At 67.3% G+C, this 18,673-nt stretch carries 18 protein-coding genes; 14 read left to right on the plus strand and 4 right to left on the minus strand.

Features of this window, described 5'->3' with window-relative positions:
* Positions 1 to 129: 129 nt before the first annotated feature.
* Positions 130 to 1,188, minus strand: coding sequence for a lipid A deacylase LpxR family protein (locus AC5P8F_RS04965; RefSeq protein WP_197621827.1), 1,059 nt, complete (start codon positions 1,186 to 1,188; stop codon positions 130 to 132).
* 352 nt (positions 1,189 to 1,540) lie between these two features.
* On the opposite strand from AC5P8F_RS04965, the gene AC5P8F_RS04970 reads away from it, so the two are divergent.
* From AC5P8F_RS04970 to gnd, 7 genes are all read left to right on the plus strand, one after another.
* Entirely contained in the window at positions 1,541 to 1,819 is a 279-nt protein-coding gene (locus AC5P8F_RS04970) for a YbeD family protein (RefSeq protein ID WP_005411067.1), read from the plus strand.
* A complete protein-coding gene (gene lipB / locus AC5P8F_RS04975; protein WP_014648440.1) occupies positions 1,807 to 2,517 on the plus strand; it encodes a lipoyl(octanoyl) transferase LipB in 711 nt (236 codons plus the stop codon). Before AC5P8F_RS04970 ends, lipB begins: the two co-directional genes overlap by 13 nt.
* A gap of 18 nt (positions 2,518 to 2,535) precedes the next feature.
* Positions 2,536 to 3,546, plus strand: a complete 1,011-nt coding sequence (gene lipA / locus AC5P8F_RS04980) for a lipoyl synthase (RefSeq protein WP_032960206.1) — start codon at positions 2,536 to 2,538, stop codon at positions 3,544 to 3,546.
* A 247-nt stretch (positions 3,547 to 3,793) separates the two neighbouring features.
* Positions 3,794 to 5,971 carry a carboxy terminal-processing peptidase gene (locus AC5P8F_RS04985; protein ID WP_014648438.1) on the plus strand — a complete coding sequence of 726 codons (2,178 nt, stop codon included), beginning with the start codon at positions 3,794 to 3,796 and terminating at the stop codon, positions 5,969 to 5,971.
* A gap of 214 nt (positions 5,972 to 6,185) precedes the next feature.
* Positions 6,186 to 6,782 carry a DUF2242 domain-containing protein gene (locus tag AC5P8F_RS04990; RefSeq protein ID WP_014648437.1) on the plus strand — a complete coding sequence of 199 codons (597 nt, stop codon included), beginning with the start codon at positions 6,186 to 6,188 and terminating at the stop codon, positions 6,780 to 6,782.
* A gap of 2 nt (positions 6,783 to 6,784) precedes the next feature.
* Complete coding sequence (locus tag AC5P8F_RS04995) at positions 6,785 to 8,038, plus strand: hypothetical protein (RefSeq protein ID WP_495227664.1); 1,254 nt, start codon at positions 6,785 to 6,787, stop codon at positions 8,036 to 8,038.
* A 10-nt stretch (positions 8,039 to 8,048) separates the two neighbouring features.
* Entirely contained in the window at positions 8,049 to 8,954 is a 906-nt protein-coding gene (gene gnd, locus AC5P8F_RS05000) for a phosphogluconate dehydrogenase (NAD(+)-dependent, decarboxylating) (RefSeq protein ID WP_014648435.1), read from the plus strand.
* 288 nt (positions 8,955 to 9,242) lie between these two features.
* On the opposite strand, the gene AC5P8F_RS05005 is transcribed toward gnd, so the two are convergent.
* On the minus strand, positions 9,243 to 10,286 hold the full coding sequence (locus tag AC5P8F_RS05005; protein WP_049439961.1) for an oxidoreductase: 1,044 nt from the start codon (positions 10,284 to 10,286) through the stop codon (positions 9,243 to 9,245).
* A gap of 170 nt (positions 10,287 to 10,456) precedes the next feature.
* On the opposite strand from AC5P8F_RS05005, the gene AC5P8F_RS05010 reads away from it, so the two are divergent.
* The 4 genes from AC5P8F_RS05010 to AC5P8F_RS05025 all read left to right on the plus strand — a co-directional run bounded on the left by AC5P8F_RS05010 (position 10,457) and on the right by AC5P8F_RS05025 (position 14,802).
* Complete coding sequence (locus AC5P8F_RS05010) at positions 10,457 to 10,840, plus strand: BON domain-containing protein (protein ID WP_014648433.1); 384 nt, start codon at positions 10,457 to 10,459, stop codon at positions 10,838 to 10,840.
* A 191-nt stretch (positions 10,841 to 11,031) separates the two neighbouring features.
* Entirely contained in the window at positions 11,032 to 12,849 is a 1,818-nt protein-coding gene (locus tag AC5P8F_RS05015) for a sensor histidine kinase (protein ID WP_197606163.1), read from the plus strand.
* Positions 12,846 to 13,286 carry a response regulator gene (locus AC5P8F_RS05020; RefSeq protein ID WP_005411057.1) on the plus strand — a complete coding sequence of 147 codons (441 nt, stop codon included), beginning with the start codon at positions 12,846 to 12,848 and terminating at the stop codon, positions 13,284 to 13,286. The genes AC5P8F_RS05015 and AC5P8F_RS05020 overlap by 4 nt, the downstream gene beginning before the upstream one ends.
* 4 nt (positions 13,287 to 13,290) lie before the next feature.
* Entirely contained in the window at positions 13,291 to 14,802 is a 1,512-nt protein-coding gene (locus AC5P8F_RS05025) for an ATP-binding response regulator (protein WP_495227667.1), read from the plus strand.
* Between the two features lie 75 nt (positions 14,803 to 14,877).
* Here AC5P8F_RS05025 and AC5P8F_RS05030 read toward each other — a convergent pair whose 3' ends face one another.
* Positions 14,878 to 15,621 (minus strand): proteasome-type protease, encoded by a 744-nt coding sequence (locus tag AC5P8F_RS05030; RefSeq protein WP_046432549.1) that lies wholly within the window; start codon positions 15,619 to 15,621, stop codon positions 14,878 to 14,880.
* 89 nt (positions 15,622 to 15,710) lie between these two features.
* On the opposite strand from AC5P8F_RS05030, the gene folK reads away from it, so the two are divergent.
* On the plus strand, positions 15,711 to 16,196 hold the full coding sequence (gene folK / locus AC5P8F_RS05035) for a 2-amino-4-hydroxy-6-hydroxymethyldihydropteridine diphosphokinase (protein WP_227864084.1): 486 nt from the start codon (positions 15,711 to 15,713) through the stop codon (positions 16,194 to 16,196).
* A gap of 65 nt (positions 16,197 to 16,261) precedes the next feature.
* Here folK and AC5P8F_RS05040 read toward each other — a convergent pair whose 3' ends face one another.
* Positions 16,262 to 16,999, minus strand: a complete 738-nt coding sequence (locus AC5P8F_RS05040) for a pteridine reductase (protein ID WP_014648427.1) — start codon at positions 16,997 to 16,999, stop codon at positions 16,262 to 16,264.
* A gap of 59 nt (positions 17,000 to 17,058) precedes the next feature.
* On the opposite strand from AC5P8F_RS05040, the gene AC5P8F_RS05045 reads away from it, so the two are divergent.
* Positions 17,059 to 18,243, plus strand: a complete 1,185-nt coding sequence (locus AC5P8F_RS05045) for a class I SAM-dependent methyltransferase (RefSeq protein WP_014648426.1) — start codon at positions 17,059 to 17,061, stop codon at positions 18,241 to 18,243.
* Positions 18,240 to 18,632: a VanZ family protein gene (locus AC5P8F_RS05050; RefSeq protein ID WP_049439957.1), complete on the plus strand. Its 393-nt coding sequence runs from the start codon at positions 18,240 to 18,242 to the stop codon at positions 18,630 to 18,632. The genes AC5P8F_RS05045 and AC5P8F_RS05050 overlap by 4 nt, the downstream gene beginning before the upstream one ends.
* The last annotated feature ends 41 nt before the right edge of the window (positions 18,633 to 18,673 follow it).

The raw sequence follows: 18,673 nt of genomic DNA on the forward strand, positions 1-18,673 counted from the left end.
TCATCCGGAACTGCCGGCATCCGGCCAGCGGCCGGCACCACCTGCAGCGCCTGACTTGCAGCGAGCGATGCGGTAACCGGTGTGCCGACCAACGGTCGGCACCTACCCGCTTCACCCTCAGCCCCTCGCCTACAGCGAGCGGCTGATGGTGAAGCTGCCGAACACCGGCGATTGGCGCTGGCCGTTGAACTCTCGCGTGCTGTGGTAACGCGCAGCGGCGAACTTCCAGCGTCCGTACATCACGGCCACGCCATAGCCACCGTAGGCCACCACATGGCGCTTGTCCACGCTGTGACTGTTGCGGAACGTGTTGCCATCCAGCGTGATGTCGCGGATCACCCAGGCCGCGTCCGAGGTCGCGAACAGGTGCCAGGACCAGCCATTGGGACGGCCGCTGCGGGTCGGTGCCGTGTTCTCACCGGCCGGGCGCAACGGCGTGCTGCCGAAGTCGTCCGGCAGCTTCCAGCCGAAGCGCACTTCACCGCCGAGGTTGGCCTTGGTTTCCAGGTTGCCGATCGAGCCGCCGTAGTGGCTGATCGCGTCCCAACCCCAGCCGTCGGCATTGATGCTGGCATCACCCGGCCAGCGGCGCATGCGCTCATGGGTCAGCATGAACAGCGGCTCGTTGTGCAGCTGGTTGTCCCAGCCCTTGAATTTCTCGTCGCCCAGCACTTCGTGCACGGCATTCTGCACCTGCTTGCCCTGTGCCCACGGGCCAACTACGCCCAACGTCAGCTGGGTGGTCTGCAGGCGGTCGCCGCTGCGCGCATTGAAACCGAAATTTGCGATCAGTACGCCCGCGTAAGGGCGGTCGTCCTCGATCAGGTCCCTGCGGCTGAAATCGGTCGGGGTGAAGATGCCCTGGCCGATGCTGAAGATCATGTTCTGCTGTTCGAACCTGCCCGGATGCAGGCCTTCCAGGTACTGGTTCACCCAGCGCGCCATGCGCGGAAGGCACGGGTCGTCGGTGTAATCGACCAGATTGGGCGAGACCAGGGTCAACAGCGCACCGTTGGTATAGCCCTGGTCCTGGTGGCGGCCGCCGAACAGGTCGTTGTCGACGCGGAAATTGACCTGCGGCGGGTGATCGCGCATCGCGTCCGGGCCACATTGTTCGGCCGCCTGGGCGGCAAGGGGGAGGGCAGAGGCCAGCACGCCGGCCAGCCCGAGGGCTGCGACACTACGCATGGATGGAATGCTCATGGGGAAGGGGGCGGTTTTCTGTCGTTTTCTGCAACGCTACGGTACTCGTGCCCGCGCGCCGGAACGAGCACGTTGGGATCACTTGTCTGTTCCGAAAACAACATTGTCCGGCGGACACAATTCGTTACCCGCGCACGCGCCGCAGGCCTGGCGTGAAGGCGACTGCAGGCCGCGCGCACGATGCCCCGGTCAGTGAGGGGCCGAAAGAACCAGTCAGCTGCCGTTGGGCTCTCCGCCCGCGCTTTTGGGCCAGCTGCAACGCAGCAGGCCGCCAGTGCTGTCTTTGACGTTGATGAATACTCTTGGGTTTGTTGCCCTGCGGCCCGATAATGGGGCCATGGAAATCAAGTCCGACAACCCCGACCACGGCTTCCAGTTCCCCGGCCAGTTCGAGCTCAGCGCCATGGGCCCGGCCAACCGCGGCCTGGAGCATGAGCTTCCCCGTCTGCTGCTGGCTGCCGGCATCGATGTGGTGAACGAACGCATCAGCTGGAAGCATTCGTCCAACGGCAAGTACGTGTCCGTCCGCATCGTGTTCAAGGCCGAGAGCCGCGAGCAGTACGACCTGGCGCACCAGGCACTGCGCGACCACCCGGAAGTGAAGTGGACGCTGTAGCCGACAGCTGCCCGGCCGAAGCCGCCCCGGAAGACCGCGCGCCGCGTCCGGCGGTGGTCCGCGACCTCGGCCGCCAAGCGTACGAGCCGGTGTGGCGCGCCATGCAGCGCTTCACCGACCAGCGCAGCGACGCCGACGCCGACGAACTGTGGGTAGTCGAGCACGATCCGGTGTTCACCCTGGGCCAGGCCGGCAAGGATGAGCACGTGCTGGCGCCGGGTGACATCCCCGTGCTGCACGTGGACCGTGGCGGCCAGGTGACCTATCACGGGCCCGGCCAGATCGTGGTCTACCCGCTGTTGCGCCTGCCGCGGCTGGGCATCGGTGTGCGCGACTACGTGTGCCGCATCGAGCAGGCCCTCATCGATACCCTGGCCGAGTGGAACATCGGCGCCGAACGCCGCGAGGGCGCCCCGGGCGTCTACGTCGGTGGCGCCAAGATCGCTGCGCTTGGCATCCGCGTGCGCCGCGGCTGCACCTTCCATGGCCTGGCCTTCAACGTGGCCATGGACCTGGAACCCTTCCACCGCATCAACCCCTGTGGCTATCAGGGGTTGCAGGTGACCTCGGTGGTAGACTTGGGCGGCCCCTCCGGGCTGGATGCCGTCAAGCCGGTGCTGCTGGACCACCTGGCCCGCCAGTTCGGCCTGCTGCTGCAGCACACGCCGGAACTGCCCGATCTTTCTGCGGCCGCCTGACCGCCCCCCGGAACTGCCATGACTGAAACCACCGCCCGTTCCATTCCCCTGCAGATCGTGCAGGGCGACTCTCCGTCCGCCGCGCCGTTGCAGGCCGGGGTCAAGCAGCTGGGCGGTGACAAGATCAACCGTTCGCCGGTGCAGTTCGCCGATGCGCCGGTGCTGCGCAAGCCGTCGTGGATCCGCGTGCGTATTCCCTCGGGCAACGCCGTGCAGAACCTGAAGGCCAAGCTGCGCGAGAACCGCCTGGTGACGGTGTGCGAGGAAGCCAGCTGCCCGAACATCCACGAATGCTTCGGCCATGGCACCGCCACCTTCATGATCCTCGGCGAGGTCTGCACCCGCCGCTGCTCGTTCTGCGACGTGGCCCATGGCCGCCCGAAGCCGCCGGATGCCAACGAACCGGCCAGCCTCGGCCAGACCGTGGCCGACATGGGCCTGAAGTACGTGGTGGTGACCAGCGTCGACCGCGATGACCTGCGTGACGGCGGTGCCCAGCACTTCGTCGACTGCATCACCGCCATCCGCGAAAAGTCGCCGGGTACCCGCATCGAAGTGCTGACCCCGGACTTCCGTGGCAAGGGCCGCATGGAGCGCGCGCTGGAGATCCTGGCGCAGAACCCGCCGGATGTGTTCAACCACAACATCGAGACCGTGCCGGACCTGTACCGCAACGTGCGCCCGGGTGCGGACTACCAGTGGTCGCTGAACCTGCTGAAGAACTTCAAGGCACAGCACCCGGACGTGCCGACCAAGAGCGGCATCATGCTGGGCCTGGGCGAAGACTTCGAACAGATCAAGGCCACGATGCGCGACCTGCGCGCGCACGATGTGGACATGATCACCATCGGCCAGTACCTGCAGCCGACCGCGCATCACCACCCGGTACTGAAGTACTGGACCCCCGAGGACTACAAGGCGTTGGAAGACTACGGCTACGCGCTGGGCTTCAGCCACGTGGCGTCCGGCCCGATGGTGCGCTCGTCGTACCACGCTGACGTGCAGGCCAAGGGCGCCGGCATCTCTTGAGGTGGGTGCGGACCGTTGGTCCGCATACCTCTGCCTGCCGCAGAGCCGAGCCCATGCTCGGCTGCTTGCTGCCGGCCAGCCGAGCATGGGCTCGGCTCTGCATGCATTCACAATTTGCTACACCGGCCCGGCTAGGCTGGTTTTCCACCGAGCGCGGCCGGATGACAAACCCGGCAACTTTCGGCACTGTCGTGGTGTCTGAACACCCTGCAGTCTCCCCCTTGGCAAGGCGCCTTCGAGCACGTCAATGAAATTCAAAGCCCCCGCATTCCTGATGGCCCTGGCGCTGGTCGCGCCGCTGGCGCTGGCGGCCAAGGCCGACTCGCCCGCATTGCCCGCGGCGGCCACCGCCGATCAGGTGACCACCTCCAAGCTGGTGTACGGCCTGTTGTCCGACAGCCGCTACGCCTACCGCCCGCGCGCGCTGGACGAGGCCACCTCCAAAGACGTGTTCAAGCGTTACCTGGAGACCCTGGACGGCGGCAAGCAGTACTTCACCCAGGCCGACGTGGCGCGCTTCGCGCCGTTCGAAGCCAACATCTCTTCGGCCATCCGTGGCGGCGAGCTGGAGCCGGCGTTCCAGGTGTTCGCGGTCTACAAGCAGCGCGTCGGCGAGCGCGTGGCCTATGCGCGCAAGCTGCTCAAGCAGGAGCCGGACTTCACCACCGACGAGCGCTTCGAATACGACCGCAAGAAGGTTCCGTGGGCGGCCAGCAGTGCCGAACTGGATGAGCTGTGGCGCAAGTCGGTGAAGAACGACTGGCTGCGCCTGAAGCTGGCGGGCAAGAAGCCGGACGACATCCGCAAGACGCTGGACAAGCGCTACGCGACGCTGGAGAAGTCGGTCAACGAGCTGAAGGGCGAAGACGTCTTCCAGTTCTTCATGAACGCCTACACCAGCGCGGTTGATCCGCACACTGACTACTTCACCCCGCGCACCGCCGAGAACTTCAACCAGGCGATGTCGCTGTCGCTGGAAGGCATCGGTGCGCAGCTGCAGCGGCAGGACGACATGGTGGTGATCCGCGAGATCATCGCCGGTGGTCCGGCCGCAGTGGACGGCACCCTGAAGCCGGGGGACCGCATCGTCGGCGTTGGCCAGGGCAAGTCCGGCCTGGTCGAGGATGTGATCGGCTGGCGCATCGACGACGTCGTGGCCAAGATCCGCGGTGCCAAGGATACCCAGGTCAAGCTGGAATTCATCCCGGCCGCCGAGGGCGTGGACGGCAAGCACCACACGCTGGTCCTGACCCGCCAGAAGGTGCGCCTGGCCGAACAGGCCGCCAAGGGCGAGACCATGAGCATCCCGGCCGCCAACGGCGAACCGGCGCGCAGGATCGGCGTGATCAAGCTGCCGACCTTCTACCAGGACTTCGAAGGCCGTCGCCGCAATGCCGCTGACTACGCCTCGGCCACCCGCGACGTCGCCAAGCTGCTGGCCGGCTTCAAGAACGACAAGCTGGATGGCGTGGTGCTGGACCTGCGCAACAACGGGGGGGGCTCGCTGGATGAGGCGATCGAACTGACCGGCCTGTTCATTGAACAGGGCCCGGTGGTGCAGGTGCGCGAGTCCGGTGGCCGCGTTACCGTCAACAGCGACCGCAACCAGGGCGTGGCGTGGGATGGCCCGCTGGCGGTGCTGATCAACCGCGGTTCGGCCTCGGCCTCGGAGATCTTCGCCGGTGCCATCCAGGACTACGGCCGTGGCCTGGTGATCGGTGAAACCAGCTTCGGCAAGGGCACCGTGCAGAACATCGTCGACCTCGATCGCTGGCCGAGCGGCGAGACCCAGCGCTTCGGCCAGGTCAAGCTGACCATCGCCCAGTTCTTCCGCATCAGCGGCAGCAGCACCCAGCACAAGGGTGTGGTGCCGGACCTGGCCTTCCCGGCCAGCGTCGATGCCACCGAATTCGGCGAAAGCACCTACGACAACGCCCTGCCGTGGACCCGCATCGCCGCCGTGCCGCACACCCAGTACGGCAACTTCGCGCCGCTGCTGCCGAAGCTGGAGACCCGCCACGACGCGCGCATCGCCACTGACAAGGAATTCCAGTGGTGGAACGAGGATGTGGAGCAGTTCCGCACCGAGGCCGCGAAGAAGTACATCTCGCTCAACGAGGCGACCCGTCGTGCCGAGCGCGAGCGCCAGGACGCCCAGCGCAAGGAGCGCCAGGTGCAGCGCAAGGAACTGGGCCTGGCCCTGGACCCGCTGGCCGACGACAGCAGCGACGATGGCCTGACCGGCAACGAGCGCGACATCGTCAAGGATGCCGCCCGTGAGAAGGCCGCTGAAAAGCGTCCGGACCCGCTGCTGCGCGAGTCGGCCTCGATCCTCGCTGACGCGGTCAATCTGCTGGCCAATGACCGCCCGCTGTCGGCCCAGGTGCTGCCGCAGTCCACCGGCGCGGGGCGCTGGGCGGACTGAGCTGGCCACGGCATGTGACACCTCAGGGGCCGGCATTGCCGGCCCCTCGGCGTAAAAGGGGACGGAGGGAATTAAGTCGTTTGTGCCACAAACGACTTAATTCCCTCCGTCCCCTTTTTCGTGCATGAACCGGGAGCAACGTGGGAGGGTATGTCGACCTGCCGCACACGGGGGTGGGACTACCCTTGGTGCTTCCGTTCTCGCAGGAGTACCCATGCGGGCCTCCCGTCTTTCCAGCGCCGCCGTGGCGCTCACCAGCGCCCTGATCCTCTCGGCCTGCGGTGGCCGTGCCGCCGACAGCACCGTGTTGCGCGAGTCCTTCGATTCCGGCGATACCTTCTCGCGCACGGTCGATGGGCGCCCGGGCGAAGCCTGCGAAGCGGCGCGCCGCACGCTGCTCAGCCAGGGCTATGCCATCGCCCGTTCCGACGATGCACAGGTGGAAGGCAACAAGAACTTCCAGCCGCGCGAGGATGACCATGAGCAGCTGGTGCTGCGCATCTCCTGCGCCCCGCGTGGCGGCCAGACGCTGGTGTTCGTCAGCGCAGTGCAGGATCGCTACGCGCTGAAGAAGAGCCCGACCTCGGCCAGTGTCGGTGTGGGAGCGCTGGGTTCGGTATCGCTGCCCTTCGGCAGCAACGACGACTCGCTGGTGAAGGTGGCCAGCAGCACGGTCACCGATGCCGAGTTCTATCGTCGCTTCTTCCAGCGCCTGCAGCAGTACCTGCCGGCCGCGGCGGGCAAGCCGCCGCCATCGCCGGCGGCGGCACCGGAGCCCGCACCCGCACCGGCGGTCACGGACCAGGGCTGAGCGTGCGCGGCAGGTGGCTGATTGCAGCCCTGCTGCTGGCGCCCGCGTGGGTCGTCGCAGCGCCATCCCCGGACTGTACGCAGGGTCTGCTGCAGCGGTTGGGGTGGCGCTTCGAGGATGCCGAGCTGCGTGCACCGCAGGTACACAAGGGCCCGGTGTGTACGCGTTCCTCGCTCGCCGCGGCACAGGCAGCGGGTGACCTGCGCGTACGCTGGCCGGCGGATCTGCCTGCAGGCGAACGACAGGCACTGCTGCAGCAGCTGCTGGAAGACCCTGCTACGGTCTGCGCCTATGCCTTCGAGCTGGGGGCGGCCACGCGGCGCGCGACCTCGGCATTGCAGGGCAATGCCACGTTCCGCTTCTCCGGCCCGCAACTGGGCTGGATCGGCTTTGGTCTGCGCGGCGCGCCGGCACAGGGCTGGCAGCGTACGCGCAGTTTCGGCCGTGGCTTCGTGCCCAGTGCGGGCAACAGCCATGCGCTGCAGGCGTTCTACAGCGGTGCCGTGCGCGCCGAGTGCGGTGTCGGCCGCCAGGTCGCGCAGCTGGCCACCCAGCGCGAGCTGTATGGCGATGCTGCGTTCGATACAGAGTTCGCAGCGGATGAACTGTCGATCGGCACCTTCCTCGCGCTGCGCGCCACCGACAGCATCCTGCTTGGCGCGCACGCGGGCGAGTTCTTCGCCGATGGCAAGGCGGTGCGCACCTCGGCGATGGGGCGGCAGGCGTTCGTGGGTGTGCCCGGCTTCATCGAACATGTGTACGACAACGGTACGCTGGATGACCTGAGCAACCAGGCCGAGAACTTCGTGGTCGTCACTGTGGGCGAGGGCGCTGCGCAGGCCCTGGCGCAGCACGGCGGCCTGGCCTGGTACGACCAGCGCAATGCCGAACTCTGGAACCTGGCGCAGGACATCCCGCGCATCGGCCAGCGCTACTTCGAGCGCCTGCTGTTCGAGCGCGATCCGCAGTTGCGCGCACGGCTGGCGCCGCGCTACCACGACACGCTCGCGCGCATGGACCAGCTGCTGGACGATCCGTTCTACCAGCAGTTCGTGATCTATGTGCATCCACGCGGTATACGTCCCATCGGCTACCACGTCGCCCGCCTGCTCGATCGCAACCCGCGAACCCCGTTTTCAATCGACCTGGCGGTGCACAATCTGCATACCACGCTCTACCGGCGTTGGCGCGAGGCGCAGCTGCGCCACTGCGCGGCTACCGGCAGGCCAGGCAGCCTGACCCTAGACCCCAACTGAAGGTGAAACAATGGATATTGCAATGATCGGCCTCGGCCGCATGGGCGCCAACATGGCCCAGCGCCTGCATCGCGGCGGCCACCGCGTGGTCGGCTACGACCCGGGCGAAGGCGCCCGCCAGCGCGCCGCCGAGGCCGGCCTGGAGGTGGTTGATTCGCTGGCCGCCGCCGTGGCCGCGCTGCCGGTGCCGCGCGTGGTGTGGCTGATGGTACCGGCCGGCGAAACCGTCGACCAGACGCTGGGCCAGCTGACCCCGCACCTGGCCGAGGGTGACATCGTCATCGACGGCGGCAACTCCAACTACCAGGACTCGATCCGCCGCGCCAAGGCGCTGGCCGAGGATGATCTGGGCTACGTCGACTGCGGCACCAGCGGTGGCGTGTGGGGCCTGCAGGAGGGCTACAGCCTGATGGTCGGTGGCGAAGCGTCGGTGGTGGAGCAGATCGCACCGTTGCTGCGCACGCTGGCCCCGGCCGAAGATCGTGGCTGGGGGCGCGTCGGCCCGTCCGGTGCCGGCCACTTCACCAAGATGGTCCACAACGGCATCGAGTACGGAATGATGCAGGCCTATGCCGAAGGCTTCGCGCTGATGGAGCGCAAGCAGGAGATGGAACTGGACCTGGCGCAGGTGGCCGAGGTGTGGCGCCACGGCAGCGTGGTGCGTTCGTGGCTGCTGGACCTGAGCACGGAAGCCCTCAAGCGCAATCCTTCGCTGGATGGCATTGCCCCGTATGTGGAGGATTCCGGCGAAGGCCGCTGGACCGTGGCCGAAGCCATCGCGCTGGATGTGCCGGCGCCGGTGATCACGCTGTCGCTGCTGGAACGCCTGCGCTCGCGCGAATCGAATTCGTTCACCGATCGCCTGCTGTCGGCGATGCGCAATGAATTCGGCGGCCACGCTATCAAGAAGTCGTAAGCACTGCGGTGGCGTCAGAGCCCTTCGGCGTTGCCGAAGGGATCCGGCCCCAGGCAGCCAGTCGAGCATGGCTCGACTCTACAAAAGCCTTCTTCGGTCATTGCCACGTCATCCACGCATGGCGTGGATGTGTCGACCAAGGTCGACACCTACCGTCGGGCGCGGATAACTGTCGAAGGCGGGTGGGTCCGCCATCTCACGGGTAGCCGTTTTTTGCCGTTGCTGTTGAGGTTGCCGGCCAGCGGCCGGCACTACCGTTTCTGCGGGTGCAGGGCGCAGCCCTGCCGATCACCCCAACGCGATCCGGCGCCCTTCGCGCGCGCTGTCCATGCCGGCCTGCAGCAACCGCATCAGCTGCAGCGCCTGCACCGGGCTGACCGTGGCTTCGCCCTCGCCGTGCATCGCCGCTGCGAACTGCGCATACAACCGGCGATAGTCGCCGGGCAGGTTGTCGACGGTGCTGCGTTGCACGTTGTCTTCGGTATCGCAGCGCACCAGCTCGCCATGCCGCGGATCGAGGCCCCAGCCTGGTGCGCCCGGCGCCACGCCGCGGCGCAGCTGCGCCTCCTGCACGTCCAGGCCGTGCTTGATCCAGCTGGCGGCGCTGCCATGCACACTGAAGTGCGGCGTCTGCGCTGCCACCAGGGAACCGGCGTGGACGATCGCCCGATGCCGTGGGTAGTGCAGTATCGCGTGGAAGTAATCGATGCCGCCGCCACCTTCGCGCTGCACGGCCAGGTCGGCATCGATTGCCTCGGGCCAGCCGAACAGCACCAGCATCTGGTCCAGCAGGTGCGGACCGAGGTCGTACCACAGGCCACTGCCGGGCCCGTCCTGTTCGCGCCAGCGGTCGCGCACCTGCGGACGGTAACGGTCGAAGTGCGCGTGGCACTCGGCCACGTCGCCCAAGCTGCCTTCGGCCAGCAGCGACTGCAGGGTGAGGAAGTCGGCATCGAAACGCCGGTTCTGGAACACGGTGGCGATGCGCCCGGCATCGCGTGCCGCAGCCAGCACCGTTTCCGCTTCGGCCACATCCAGCGCGAACGGCTTGTCGACCAGCACATGCTTGCCTGCCGCCAGCGCCGTGATGGCCAGTGGCGCGTGCTGTTCGTTCGGCGTGGCGATCACTACGGCATCCACGGCCGGATCATCGAATACCTGCTGCGGCGTGGCACGCACGTGCACATCGCTGAACGTCCGCAGCAGGGTGTCGCGTTGTGAACTGACGATGCTGTGCAGCGCCAGCCCGGGGGTGTGCTGGATCAGCGGTGCATGGAAGACGCGGCCGGCGAGGCCGTAGCCTATCAGGGCCAGTTGCAGGTCGGGGCGCATGGCAGGGCTCCGGCAGTGGGAAGGGCAGGGTAAACGACGGGTGCTGGCCGTCCAAAACTGAACGGTTGCCATTGGAAACGTTTCGATTCACGGCGGCATGACCGCAACGCCACGCCTGCTCTACGGTGGGTTGTCCAGACTGGCAGCACATTCCGAAGGAGTACGACACGATGAGCAATACCACCCGCACGCTGATTGCTTCCGCCCTGACCCTGGGCCTGGCGCTGTCCTCCTCGGCCGCATTCGCCAAGGACCCGGCCGCGAAGAGCCCGCCGACCAGCACCCATCCGACGACCCATGCTGATCGTCACGACTCCAATGAGCCGGTGACCGATACCTGGATCACCACCAAGGTGAAGGCCGATCTGCTGGCCAGCAGCAACGTTCCGGGCACCGAGATCAAGGTGGAAACCGTGAACGGCGTGGTCAGCCTGAGCGGTGCCGTCGCTACGCAGGCGGAGAAGGACAAGGCGGTCAACACCGCCAAGGGCATCAAGGGCGTGACCCGCGTCGATGCCGCCGCGCTTAAGGTCAGCGCCGCTGCCAAGCGCTGAGCATCCACCGCGCGTTGAACAGGGTGGGCGCCCCGAAGGGGGCGCCCACTCGCGTATGGGGCCGGCTGCGGGGCCCGTTCAGCCTGCCGCGCTTTGGGCTCCAGAGTTGTGACCGCCTGCGCTATATTGCCGGTTCCGCCGCAGCCGGGCTCGTCCCGGGTCCCGCTCCGCGGCCGTGCTGACGAGGAACTATGGCGCTGGTTTTCAGTGACGACATCTGGGACCGCTGGCGGTTGCCGGCCCTGGCGCTGGCGGCTGCCGCGATCATCGTGGTGCCGTGGTTGACCCTGCGCAAACTGCAGCAGGACAGCGAAGAGGCGATGGCCTGGGTCAACCACACCCAGTCCGTTGGTGTGGCGCTGCAACAGCTGCAGGCCGATGTGCGCGACGTCGAATCCGCCGCCCTGACCCTGTCCAAGGGCGTGGATGCGCCCGGCCTGCGCGAGCGGATGGCCAAGGCCAACGAGATCCCCGGGCGCCTGGCCGAACTGGGCCGGATGACGCGTGACAATCCCGATCAGCTGATCCGCATCGGTCGGATCGAATCGATGCTCGAAGGCCGCATGGCGCTTGCCCGCGAGCTGGCCCGGTCCGAACCGAACTCCGACCAGCGTGAGCTGGTGCAGGACCTGAGCACGCGTTATCCGATCCGTGGCCTGGTGGAGGAGCTGCAGGCCAGCGAGCAGAATCTGCTGGCACTGCGCGCCCAGCAGGCCGCGCGCCAGCGCAAGCAGACCGAACTGGTGTCGTGGAGTTCGCTGGCGATCCAGCTGGCCCTGCTCGGCCTGGTGCTGTGGCTGCTGCAGCGGCAGATCGGCCGCCGCCTGCATGCGGAACGGCAATCGCTGCGCTCGGCCGCACGCGCGGCGTCGGTGCTGCAGACCGTGCGCGAACCGATCGTGCTGCTCGACCGCGACCTGCGCGTGCAGCTGCACAACCCGGCGTTCGCCGAACTGTATGACCTGCAGGACGAGCGCGCCGATGGCCTGCTGCTGGAAAACATCGGCGACGGCGCCTGGCGGGATCCGGTGGTGCGCCAGCGCCTGGCCGATGTGCTGTCGCGTGGCCGCGAACTCTGGGACTTCGAGCATGAGCAGCGTACCGCCGATGGCATGGTGCGCTACATGCTGCTCAACGCACGGCGCATGCCGCTGCCCGATACCGATGACGAAGTGGTGCTGCTGACCATCAGCGACGTCACCATGCAGCGCGCAGTGCAGCTGCGCGTGGAAGAGCTGAACCGCCAGCTGGAGGGCAAGGTCGCGCAAGTGTCCGAGGTCAACCGCGAGCTGGAAGCCTTCAGCTACTCGGTTTCGCATGACCTGCGTGCGCCGCTTCGCCACGTGGCCGGATTCTCCGACAAGCTGTCGCGCCACCTCGGCGACGCCGCCGATGACAAGAGCCGGCATTACCTGGAGGTGATCTCCAGTTCGGCCCGGCGCATGGCGGCGCTGATCGACGACCTGCTGGTCTATTCGCGGCTGGGCCGCGCGGCGATGCGCCAGCAGGCGGTGGACATGCAGTCGCTGGTGGCCGATACCCGCGCCATGCTCGATGCCAACCTGCAGGCTGAGGCCGAGAACGGCGGCCATGCGCACCACGTGGAGTGGAGCATCGCGCCGCTGCCGATCGTGGTGGGCGACGAGAACATGATCCGCCAGGTCTGGCTGAACCTGCTCGGCAACGCGGTGAAGTACTCGGGCAACCGCGAGCCGGCGAAGATCCGCGTGGACTACCAGCCGCAGCCCGATGGCGGCCATCAGTTCACGGTCAGCGACAATGGTGCAGGCTTTGACATGGCCTACGCCGGCAAGCTGTTTGGTGTATTCCAGCGCCTGCACAAGGCCAGCGACTACCCGGGGACCGGCATCGGCCTGGCCAGCGTGCGCCGCGTGCTGACCCGCCATGGCGGCCGTATCTGGGCCGAGGCCGAACCGGACGTCGGCGCCACCTTCCACTTCTACCTGCCTCCCGCGATCGACGCGGACAAACAAGGGCCTTCTGCATGACCACTCTGCGCACCATTCTTCTCGCCGAAGACAGCCCGGCGGATGCCGAAATGGCGATCGATGCCCTGGAAGAGGCGCGTCTGGCCAATCCCATCGTGCACGTCGAAGACGGCGTGGAAGTGATGGACTACCTGCTGCGCCGCGGCGCCTTCGCCAATCGCGAGGAAGGCCTGCCGGCGGTGCTGCTGCTGGACATCAAGATGCCGCGCATGGATGGCCTGGAAGTGCTTCGGCAGATCCGCGAGCATGAAGAACTCAAGCGCCTGCCGGTGGTGATCCTGTCGTCCTCGCGCGAGGAAAGCGATCTGGCCCGCAGCTGGGACATGGGCGTGAACGCCTACGTGGTCAAGCCGGTGGACGTGGACCAGTTCTTCGGCGCGGTGCAGACCCTGGGCAAGTTCTGGGCGTTGATCAACCAGGCACCGGAACTCGAGTGAGCCCATGCCCCTGACCGGTCCCGCCCTGGGGGCGCTGCGCATCCTGCTGGTGGAAGACTCACAAGAGGATGCCGAGCTGATGTCCGAACAGATGCTCGACGCGGGCCTGGACGCCCGCTTCGAGCGTGTCGAGAGCGAGGCGGAACTGCGCCAGGCACTGGCTGCGTTCCAGCCGGACATCGTGCTGTCCGACCTGAGCATGCCGGGGTTCTCCGGTGATGACGCGCTGCGCATCGTGCGCGAGACCTCGCCGGACGTGCCCTTCATCTTCGTCTCCGGCACGATGGGTGAGGAGAACGCGGTGGCGGCGCTGCAGAAGGGCGCCAATGACTACATCATCAAGCATCTGCCGGCGCGCCTGCCGTCGGCGGTGGCGCGTGCGATCCGCGATGCACGCAGCGCGGTGGAGCGTGCACGGGTGGAAACCGAGCTGATGCGCGCGCAGCGCCTGGAAAGCCTGTCGCTGCTTGCTGCCGGCCTCAGCCATGACCTGCGCAACATCCTGCAGCCATTGCTGATCATGCCGGACCTGCTGAAGGCGCGCACCGAGGATCCGCAGCTGCACCACCTGGCCGATGTCATCGCCGAGTGCGGTCGCCGTGGCCATGAGATGGCCGAATCGATGCTGTCGTTCGTGCGCGGTTCGCGCAAGCCGAGCGAGCGCATCGAGATCGATGGCCTGTTCGATGCGGTTGCACTGCTGTTGCGCAGCAACGTGCCCGATGCCGTGCGCCTGGAACTGCAGGTGCAGGACGAAGGCCTGGTGGTCGATGCCAACTACACCGAGCTGCAGCAGGTGATGTTGAACCTGGCGCTCAACGCGATCCAGGCGATGCCCAACGGCGGTCGCCTGAGCCTGACCGCCAGCCATGCCGGCCAGCGCGATGGCGTGGACTGGATGCGGATCTGCGTGGCCGATGAAGGCATCGGCATGGATGCAGACACGCTGTCGCACCTGTTCAATCCGTTCTTCACCACCAAGGCCGACGGCACCGGCCTGGGCCTGATTTCCTGCAAGCGCATCGTCGAAGGTGCCGGCGGCAGCATCCATGTCAGCAGCCAGCCGGGGCAGGGCACCTGCTTCGAACTGCACTTGCCGATGCACGAAGCCAGCGACGGCAGTGAGCCGATCGAGCAGCTGGTGGCCCTGGGCAGTGGCCAGTCGATCCTGGTGGTCGATGGCGAGGCCACGCGCCTGTCGTTGCTCGGCAATGCGCTGTCAAGCCAGGGATATCAGCTGCAGCTGGCCTCCGATGGCCCGGCGGCGCTGCGCTGGATGCAGCAGGAGGCAATGCCGGCGCTGGTGATTGCCGACGCCGGCTCGAAGTTGTTGCCGGCCAGCCAGCTGCTGGGCGAGATGGCCACGCTGGGCTATCGCGGCCCGGCGCTGGTGCTGGAAGACGCAGCGGTGGAGGTGGCGGCCGATGCATTTCCCGCTGGCGTGCAGGTGCACGTGCTGCGCAAGCCGCTGCAGATGCAGCAGGTGTTCCGCGCGGTGTCCGAAGCGCTGGGCTGATGTCGCGGTAGTGCCGGCCGCTGGCCGGCATCCCTGTGTGGTGGGATCAACGCGGTTGCCGACCAGCGGCCGGCACTACCGTCCGTTGGTTTCCCAGGGGAAGCGCGGCAGGGCGTCCACTGCCTGTTCCAGCCGCCGCGACCAGTTCTGGTGGATGTCCGCATACAGCGTGGAATCCGCACCCAGCCGCAGCTGCTGGCCGATGCGCAGTTCGCCGTCGCGCAGCAGCGCCAGGTCGATCGGCAGGCCCACCGACAGGTTGGAACGGATGGTGGAGTCCAACGAGACGATCGCCGTGCGTGCGGCATCCTCCAGGCGCGTGGCCGGGCTGAGGATGCGGTCGAGGATCGGCTTGCCGTACTTGGATTCACCGATCTGCAGGTAGGGCGTCTCCGGCGAGGCGGCGATGGCGTTGCCGAGCGGATAGATCATGTACAGCCCGGGGCGCTCGCCGGCGATCTGCCCGCCGAAGATCAGCGTGGCCTGGGTATTGACCCCATCGTGGCCATGTTCGCTGTGGTTGGTGTGCACCTGGCTGTCCACCAGCAGCTGGCCGACGTACTCGGCGGCTTCGAACAGGTGGGGCATGTCGCGCAGGTTGGGCACGCGCCGCTCTGCGGCGTCGCGGCCCAGACGCGACACCAGCAGCTGGGTGGTGGCCAGGTTGCCAGCCGCCATCAGCACGTAGGCTGCCTGGCCGGGATACTCGAACACGTGCAGCTTGCGATGCACGCGCACATCGTCCAGCGAGGCATTGGTCCGGGTGTCGGCAGCGAAGACCAGGCCCTCGTCCACCTCGATTCCAACGCAATAGGTCATGTCGGTGCCCTATCATGTGCATCCCGGATTGTAGGCAGGCCGCCGTGACGACGGCATGTCCACGCCCCCATTGCTGCCACCTGAACCGCATGACGACCGTGCTCCTGAGCCTGGGCAGCAATGTCCAGCCCCGCCGCTACCTCCACGCCGCGGTGGCGGCCCTGCGCGAGCGCTTCGGCGCGCTGCAGGTATCGCCGGCCTACCGTACCGCCGCGGTCGGCTTCGATGGCCCGGCCTTCCTCAACAATGCGGTGGCGATCGAGACCGATCTGCCGCTGCAGGAACTGGACGACTGGCTGCACGCGCTGGAAGACGCGCACGGTCGCGACCGCAGCGGGCCGCGCTTCTCCGACCGGACCCTGGACATCGACGTGGTGTTCTATGGCGACCTGGTGCTGGAAGGCCCGGGGCACCTGCGCATCCCGCGGCCGGAGCTGAAGCACGCGTTCGTGCTGAAGCCGCTGGCCGACATCGCGCCGGGCTTCATCGACCCGGTCAGCGGCCAGAACCTGGCCACGCTGTGGCGCGCGCACCCGCAGTTTGGCGAGGCATTCGAGGTGGTGGATCTGGAGTGACGGGGTCAGATCCCTTTTCCCGCCGGGAAAAGGGATCTGACCCCGTTGTGGACCCCGGCAACCTTTCAGCTGACCGTACGCCCGCCGTCCACGCGCAGGGTGTGGCCGGTGACGAAGCTGGCCTCGGCCACCAGCCAGTACACCGCCTCGGCGATCTCCTCGACGGTGCCGATCCGCGCCAAAGGCGTGCGTGCCAGCAGCGCTTCGCGGGCGAAATCATCCTTGCCCTGTTCCGGCCACAGGATCGCACCCGGTGCTACTGCATTGACCCGCACCTTTGGCGCCAGCTCCAGCGCCAGCGCGCGCGTTGCCATCTCCAGCGCGGCCTTGGCCATGGTGTAGGCGATGTGGTCACGCATCGGGTCGGTGCCGTGCAGGTCGGTGAGGTTGACGATGCAGCCCTGCTGGCGGCGCAGGTAGGGCGCTGCCGCCTGTGACAGCAGCAGCGGCGCGCGTGCATTGACCGCATACAGCGCGTCCATCGCCTCGGCGGTGACCTGGCCGAGCGGGGTGGGGAAGAAGTTGGAGGCGTTGTTGACCAGCGCGTCCAGGCGGCCGAAGTGGGTGACGGCCTGTTCGACCAGATCGGCCAGGGCGTCGGCGTCACGCAGGTCGGCCTGCAGGGCCAGCACGCTGCCCGGGCGCACGTTGTCGAAATCGAACGCAGCCTGCTGCAGCTCGGCGCTGGAGGTGTTGGCGTGCAGCACCACCGACCAGCCACAGGCGTGGAACTGGCGGGCGATGGCCGCACCGATCCGGCGCGCGCTGCCGGTGATCAGGACCACGGGGTGGGTATCGCTCATCGAGGGTCCTCCAAGGCTCGGCTATCCTGTGCACCATTGTCACCGCATTCGAAGACGCCATGCAGCCCACCTTCCCCCTGCCCGAAGCCGATGCCCTGGCCCACAGCGACCAGCTGGCCGCTGCCCTGCGCGCCGAAATCCTTGCGCAGGGCGGGGCAATGCCGTTCTCCCGCTTCATGGAGCTGTGCCTGTACACCCCCGGCTGGGGCTATTACAGCGCCGGCGCCAGCAAATTCGGCGGCAGTGGCGACTTCACCACCGCGCCCGAGCTCGGCAGCCTGTTCGCCGGCAGCGTGGCCAACGCGCTGGCGCCGGTGTTCGCCCAGCTGGGTACGCAGGCGCGGATGCTGGAACTGGGCGGTGGTACCGGCGCCTTCGCCGAAGCGGTGCTGCTGCGCCTGGCCGAGCTGGACGCGCTGCCGTCGCGCTACGCCATCCTCGAACCCAGCGCCGACCTGCGCGAGCGCCAGCAACAGCGCCTGCAGCAGAACCTGCCGGCCGAGCTGGCCGCACGCGTGGACTGGGTCGATCGCCCGTTCGAAGAGGACTGGGAGGGCGTGGTGTTTGCCAACGAAGTGATCGACGCGCTGCCGACGCCGCGCTTCCTGATCCGGGATGGCGAGGTCTACGAGGAAACCGTGGAACTGGACGCCGAAGGCAACTTCATCCGTGGTGCGCAGCCGGCCGACATCCTGCTCAACGGTGCGGTGCGCCACATCGAGCGCTACCTGGAGCGCCCCTTCGCCGAGGGCTACCGTTCCGAGGTGCTGCCGCAGCTGCCGTACTGGTTGCAGGCGGTGGCGGGCGGCCTGCAGCGCGGTGCGATGCTGTTCATCGACTACGGTTACAACCGTGGCGAGTTCTACCAGCACGACCGCGATGAGGGCACCGTACGCGCGTTCTACCGCCACCACGTGCACAACGACGTGCACCGCTGGCCGGGGCTGCAGGACATCACCGCGTCGGTGGATTTCACTGCGATGGCCGAGGCCGGCATGCACGGCGGTTTCGAGCTGGCGGGCTACTGCAGCCAGGCCAGCTTCCTGCTCGGCAACGGCCTGGACCAGGTGCTGTCGCTGGCCGAGGAGCGCACTGATGAGGTCGGCCGCATCCAGCTGCGCGACCAGGTGAAGAAGCTGACCCTGCCGACCGAGATGGGGGAGCGCTTCCAGGCGATCGGCCTGCAGCGCGGCGTCGACTTCGAGCCCGCCTTCGAGCTGGGTGACCTGAGCTGGCGCCTGTGAGCGATGCACTGCCGCTGATCAAGCCGCTGCGGCGGCCGCGGCTGTGGGCCGCACTGTGGTTCAGCGCGGTGCTGCTGGTGATCGTGGTCTGCCTGATCCCACCGCCACCGATTCCGTTGCCGGAAAACGGCGACAAGGGTGAGCACTTCCTCGCCTATTTCATCCTGGCTGGCAGCGCGGTACAGCTGTTCCGGCACGGACGTCCGCTGCTGTGTGTGGGCGTGGGCCTGGTGCTGATGGGGATCGGCATCGAGTTCGCGCAGGGCGCATTGACCGATGACCGCATGGCCGATCCGATGGACGCGCTGGCCAACATGATCGGCGTGCTGGCCGGCCTGGCTACGGCACTGACCCCGCTGCGCGATCTGCTGCTGCGCTGGCGCGGGTAAAGTTCCTGTAGAGCCGACCCATGCTCGGCTTCCTCCCAAAG

The organism is Stenotrophomonas sp. YJH_SMC_69 (genome assembly GCF_059370495.1).

Coding starts and splice junctions, on each gene's coding strand:
- AC5P8F_RS04990 (WP_014648437.1), top strand. CDS start 6,186: ATGCGGGCCTCCCGTCTTTCCAGCGCCGCCGTGGCGCTCACCAGCGCC.
- AC5P8F_RS05005 (WP_049439961.1), bottom strand. CDS start 10,286: ATGCGCCCCGACCTGCAACTGGCCCTGATAGGCTACGGCCTCGCCGGC.
- AC5P8F_RS05030 (WP_046432549.1), bottom strand. CDS start 15,621: ATGACCTATTGCGTTGGAATCGAGGTGGACGAGGGCCTGGTCTTCGCT.
- lipA (WP_032960206.1), top strand. CDS start 2,536: ATGACTGAAACCACCGCCCGTTCCATTCCCCTGCAGATCGTGCAGGGC.
- AC5P8F_RS04985 (WP_014648438.1), top strand. CDS start 3,794: ATGAAATTCAAAGCCCCCGCATTCCTGATGGCCCTGGCGCTGGTCGCG.
- gnd (WP_014648435.1), top strand. CDS start 8,049: ATGGATATTGCAATGATCGGCCTCGGCCGCATGGGCGCCAACATGGCC.
- AC5P8F_RS04970 (WP_005411067.1), top strand. CDS start 1,541: ATGGAAATCAAGTCCGACAACCCCGACCACGGCTTCCAGTTCCCCGGC.
- AC5P8F_RS05040 (WP_014648427.1), bottom strand. CDS start 16,999: ATGAGCGATACCCACCCCGTGGTCCTGATCACCGGCAGCGCGCGCCGG.
- folK (WP_227864084.1), top strand. CDS start 15,711: ATGACGACCGTGCTCCTGAGCCTGGGCAGCAATGTCCAGCCCCGCCGC.
- AC5P8F_RS04965 (WP_197621827.1), bottom strand. CDS start 1,188: ATGCGTAGTGTCGCAGCCCTCGGGCTGGCCGGCGTGCTGGCCTCTGCC.
- AC5P8F_RS05025 (WP_495227667.1), top strand. CDS start 13,291: ATGCCCCTGACCGGTCCCGCCCTGGGGGCGCTGCGCATCCTGCTGGTG.
- AC5P8F_RS05015 (WP_197606163.1), top strand. CDS start 11,032: ATGGCGCTGGTTTTCAGTGACGACATCTGGGACCGCTGGCGGTTGCCG.
- AC5P8F_RS05045 (WP_014648426.1), top strand. CDS start 17,059: ATGCAGCCCACCTTCCCCCTGCCCGAAGCCGATGCCCTGGCCCACAGC.
- AC5P8F_RS05010 (WP_014648433.1), top strand. CDS start 10,457: ATGAGCAATACCACCCGCACGCTGATTGCTTCCGCCCTGACCCTGGGC.
- AC5P8F_RS05020 (WP_005411057.1), top strand. CDS start 12,846: ATGACCACTCTGCGCACCATTCTTCTCGCCGAAGACAGCCCGGCGGAT.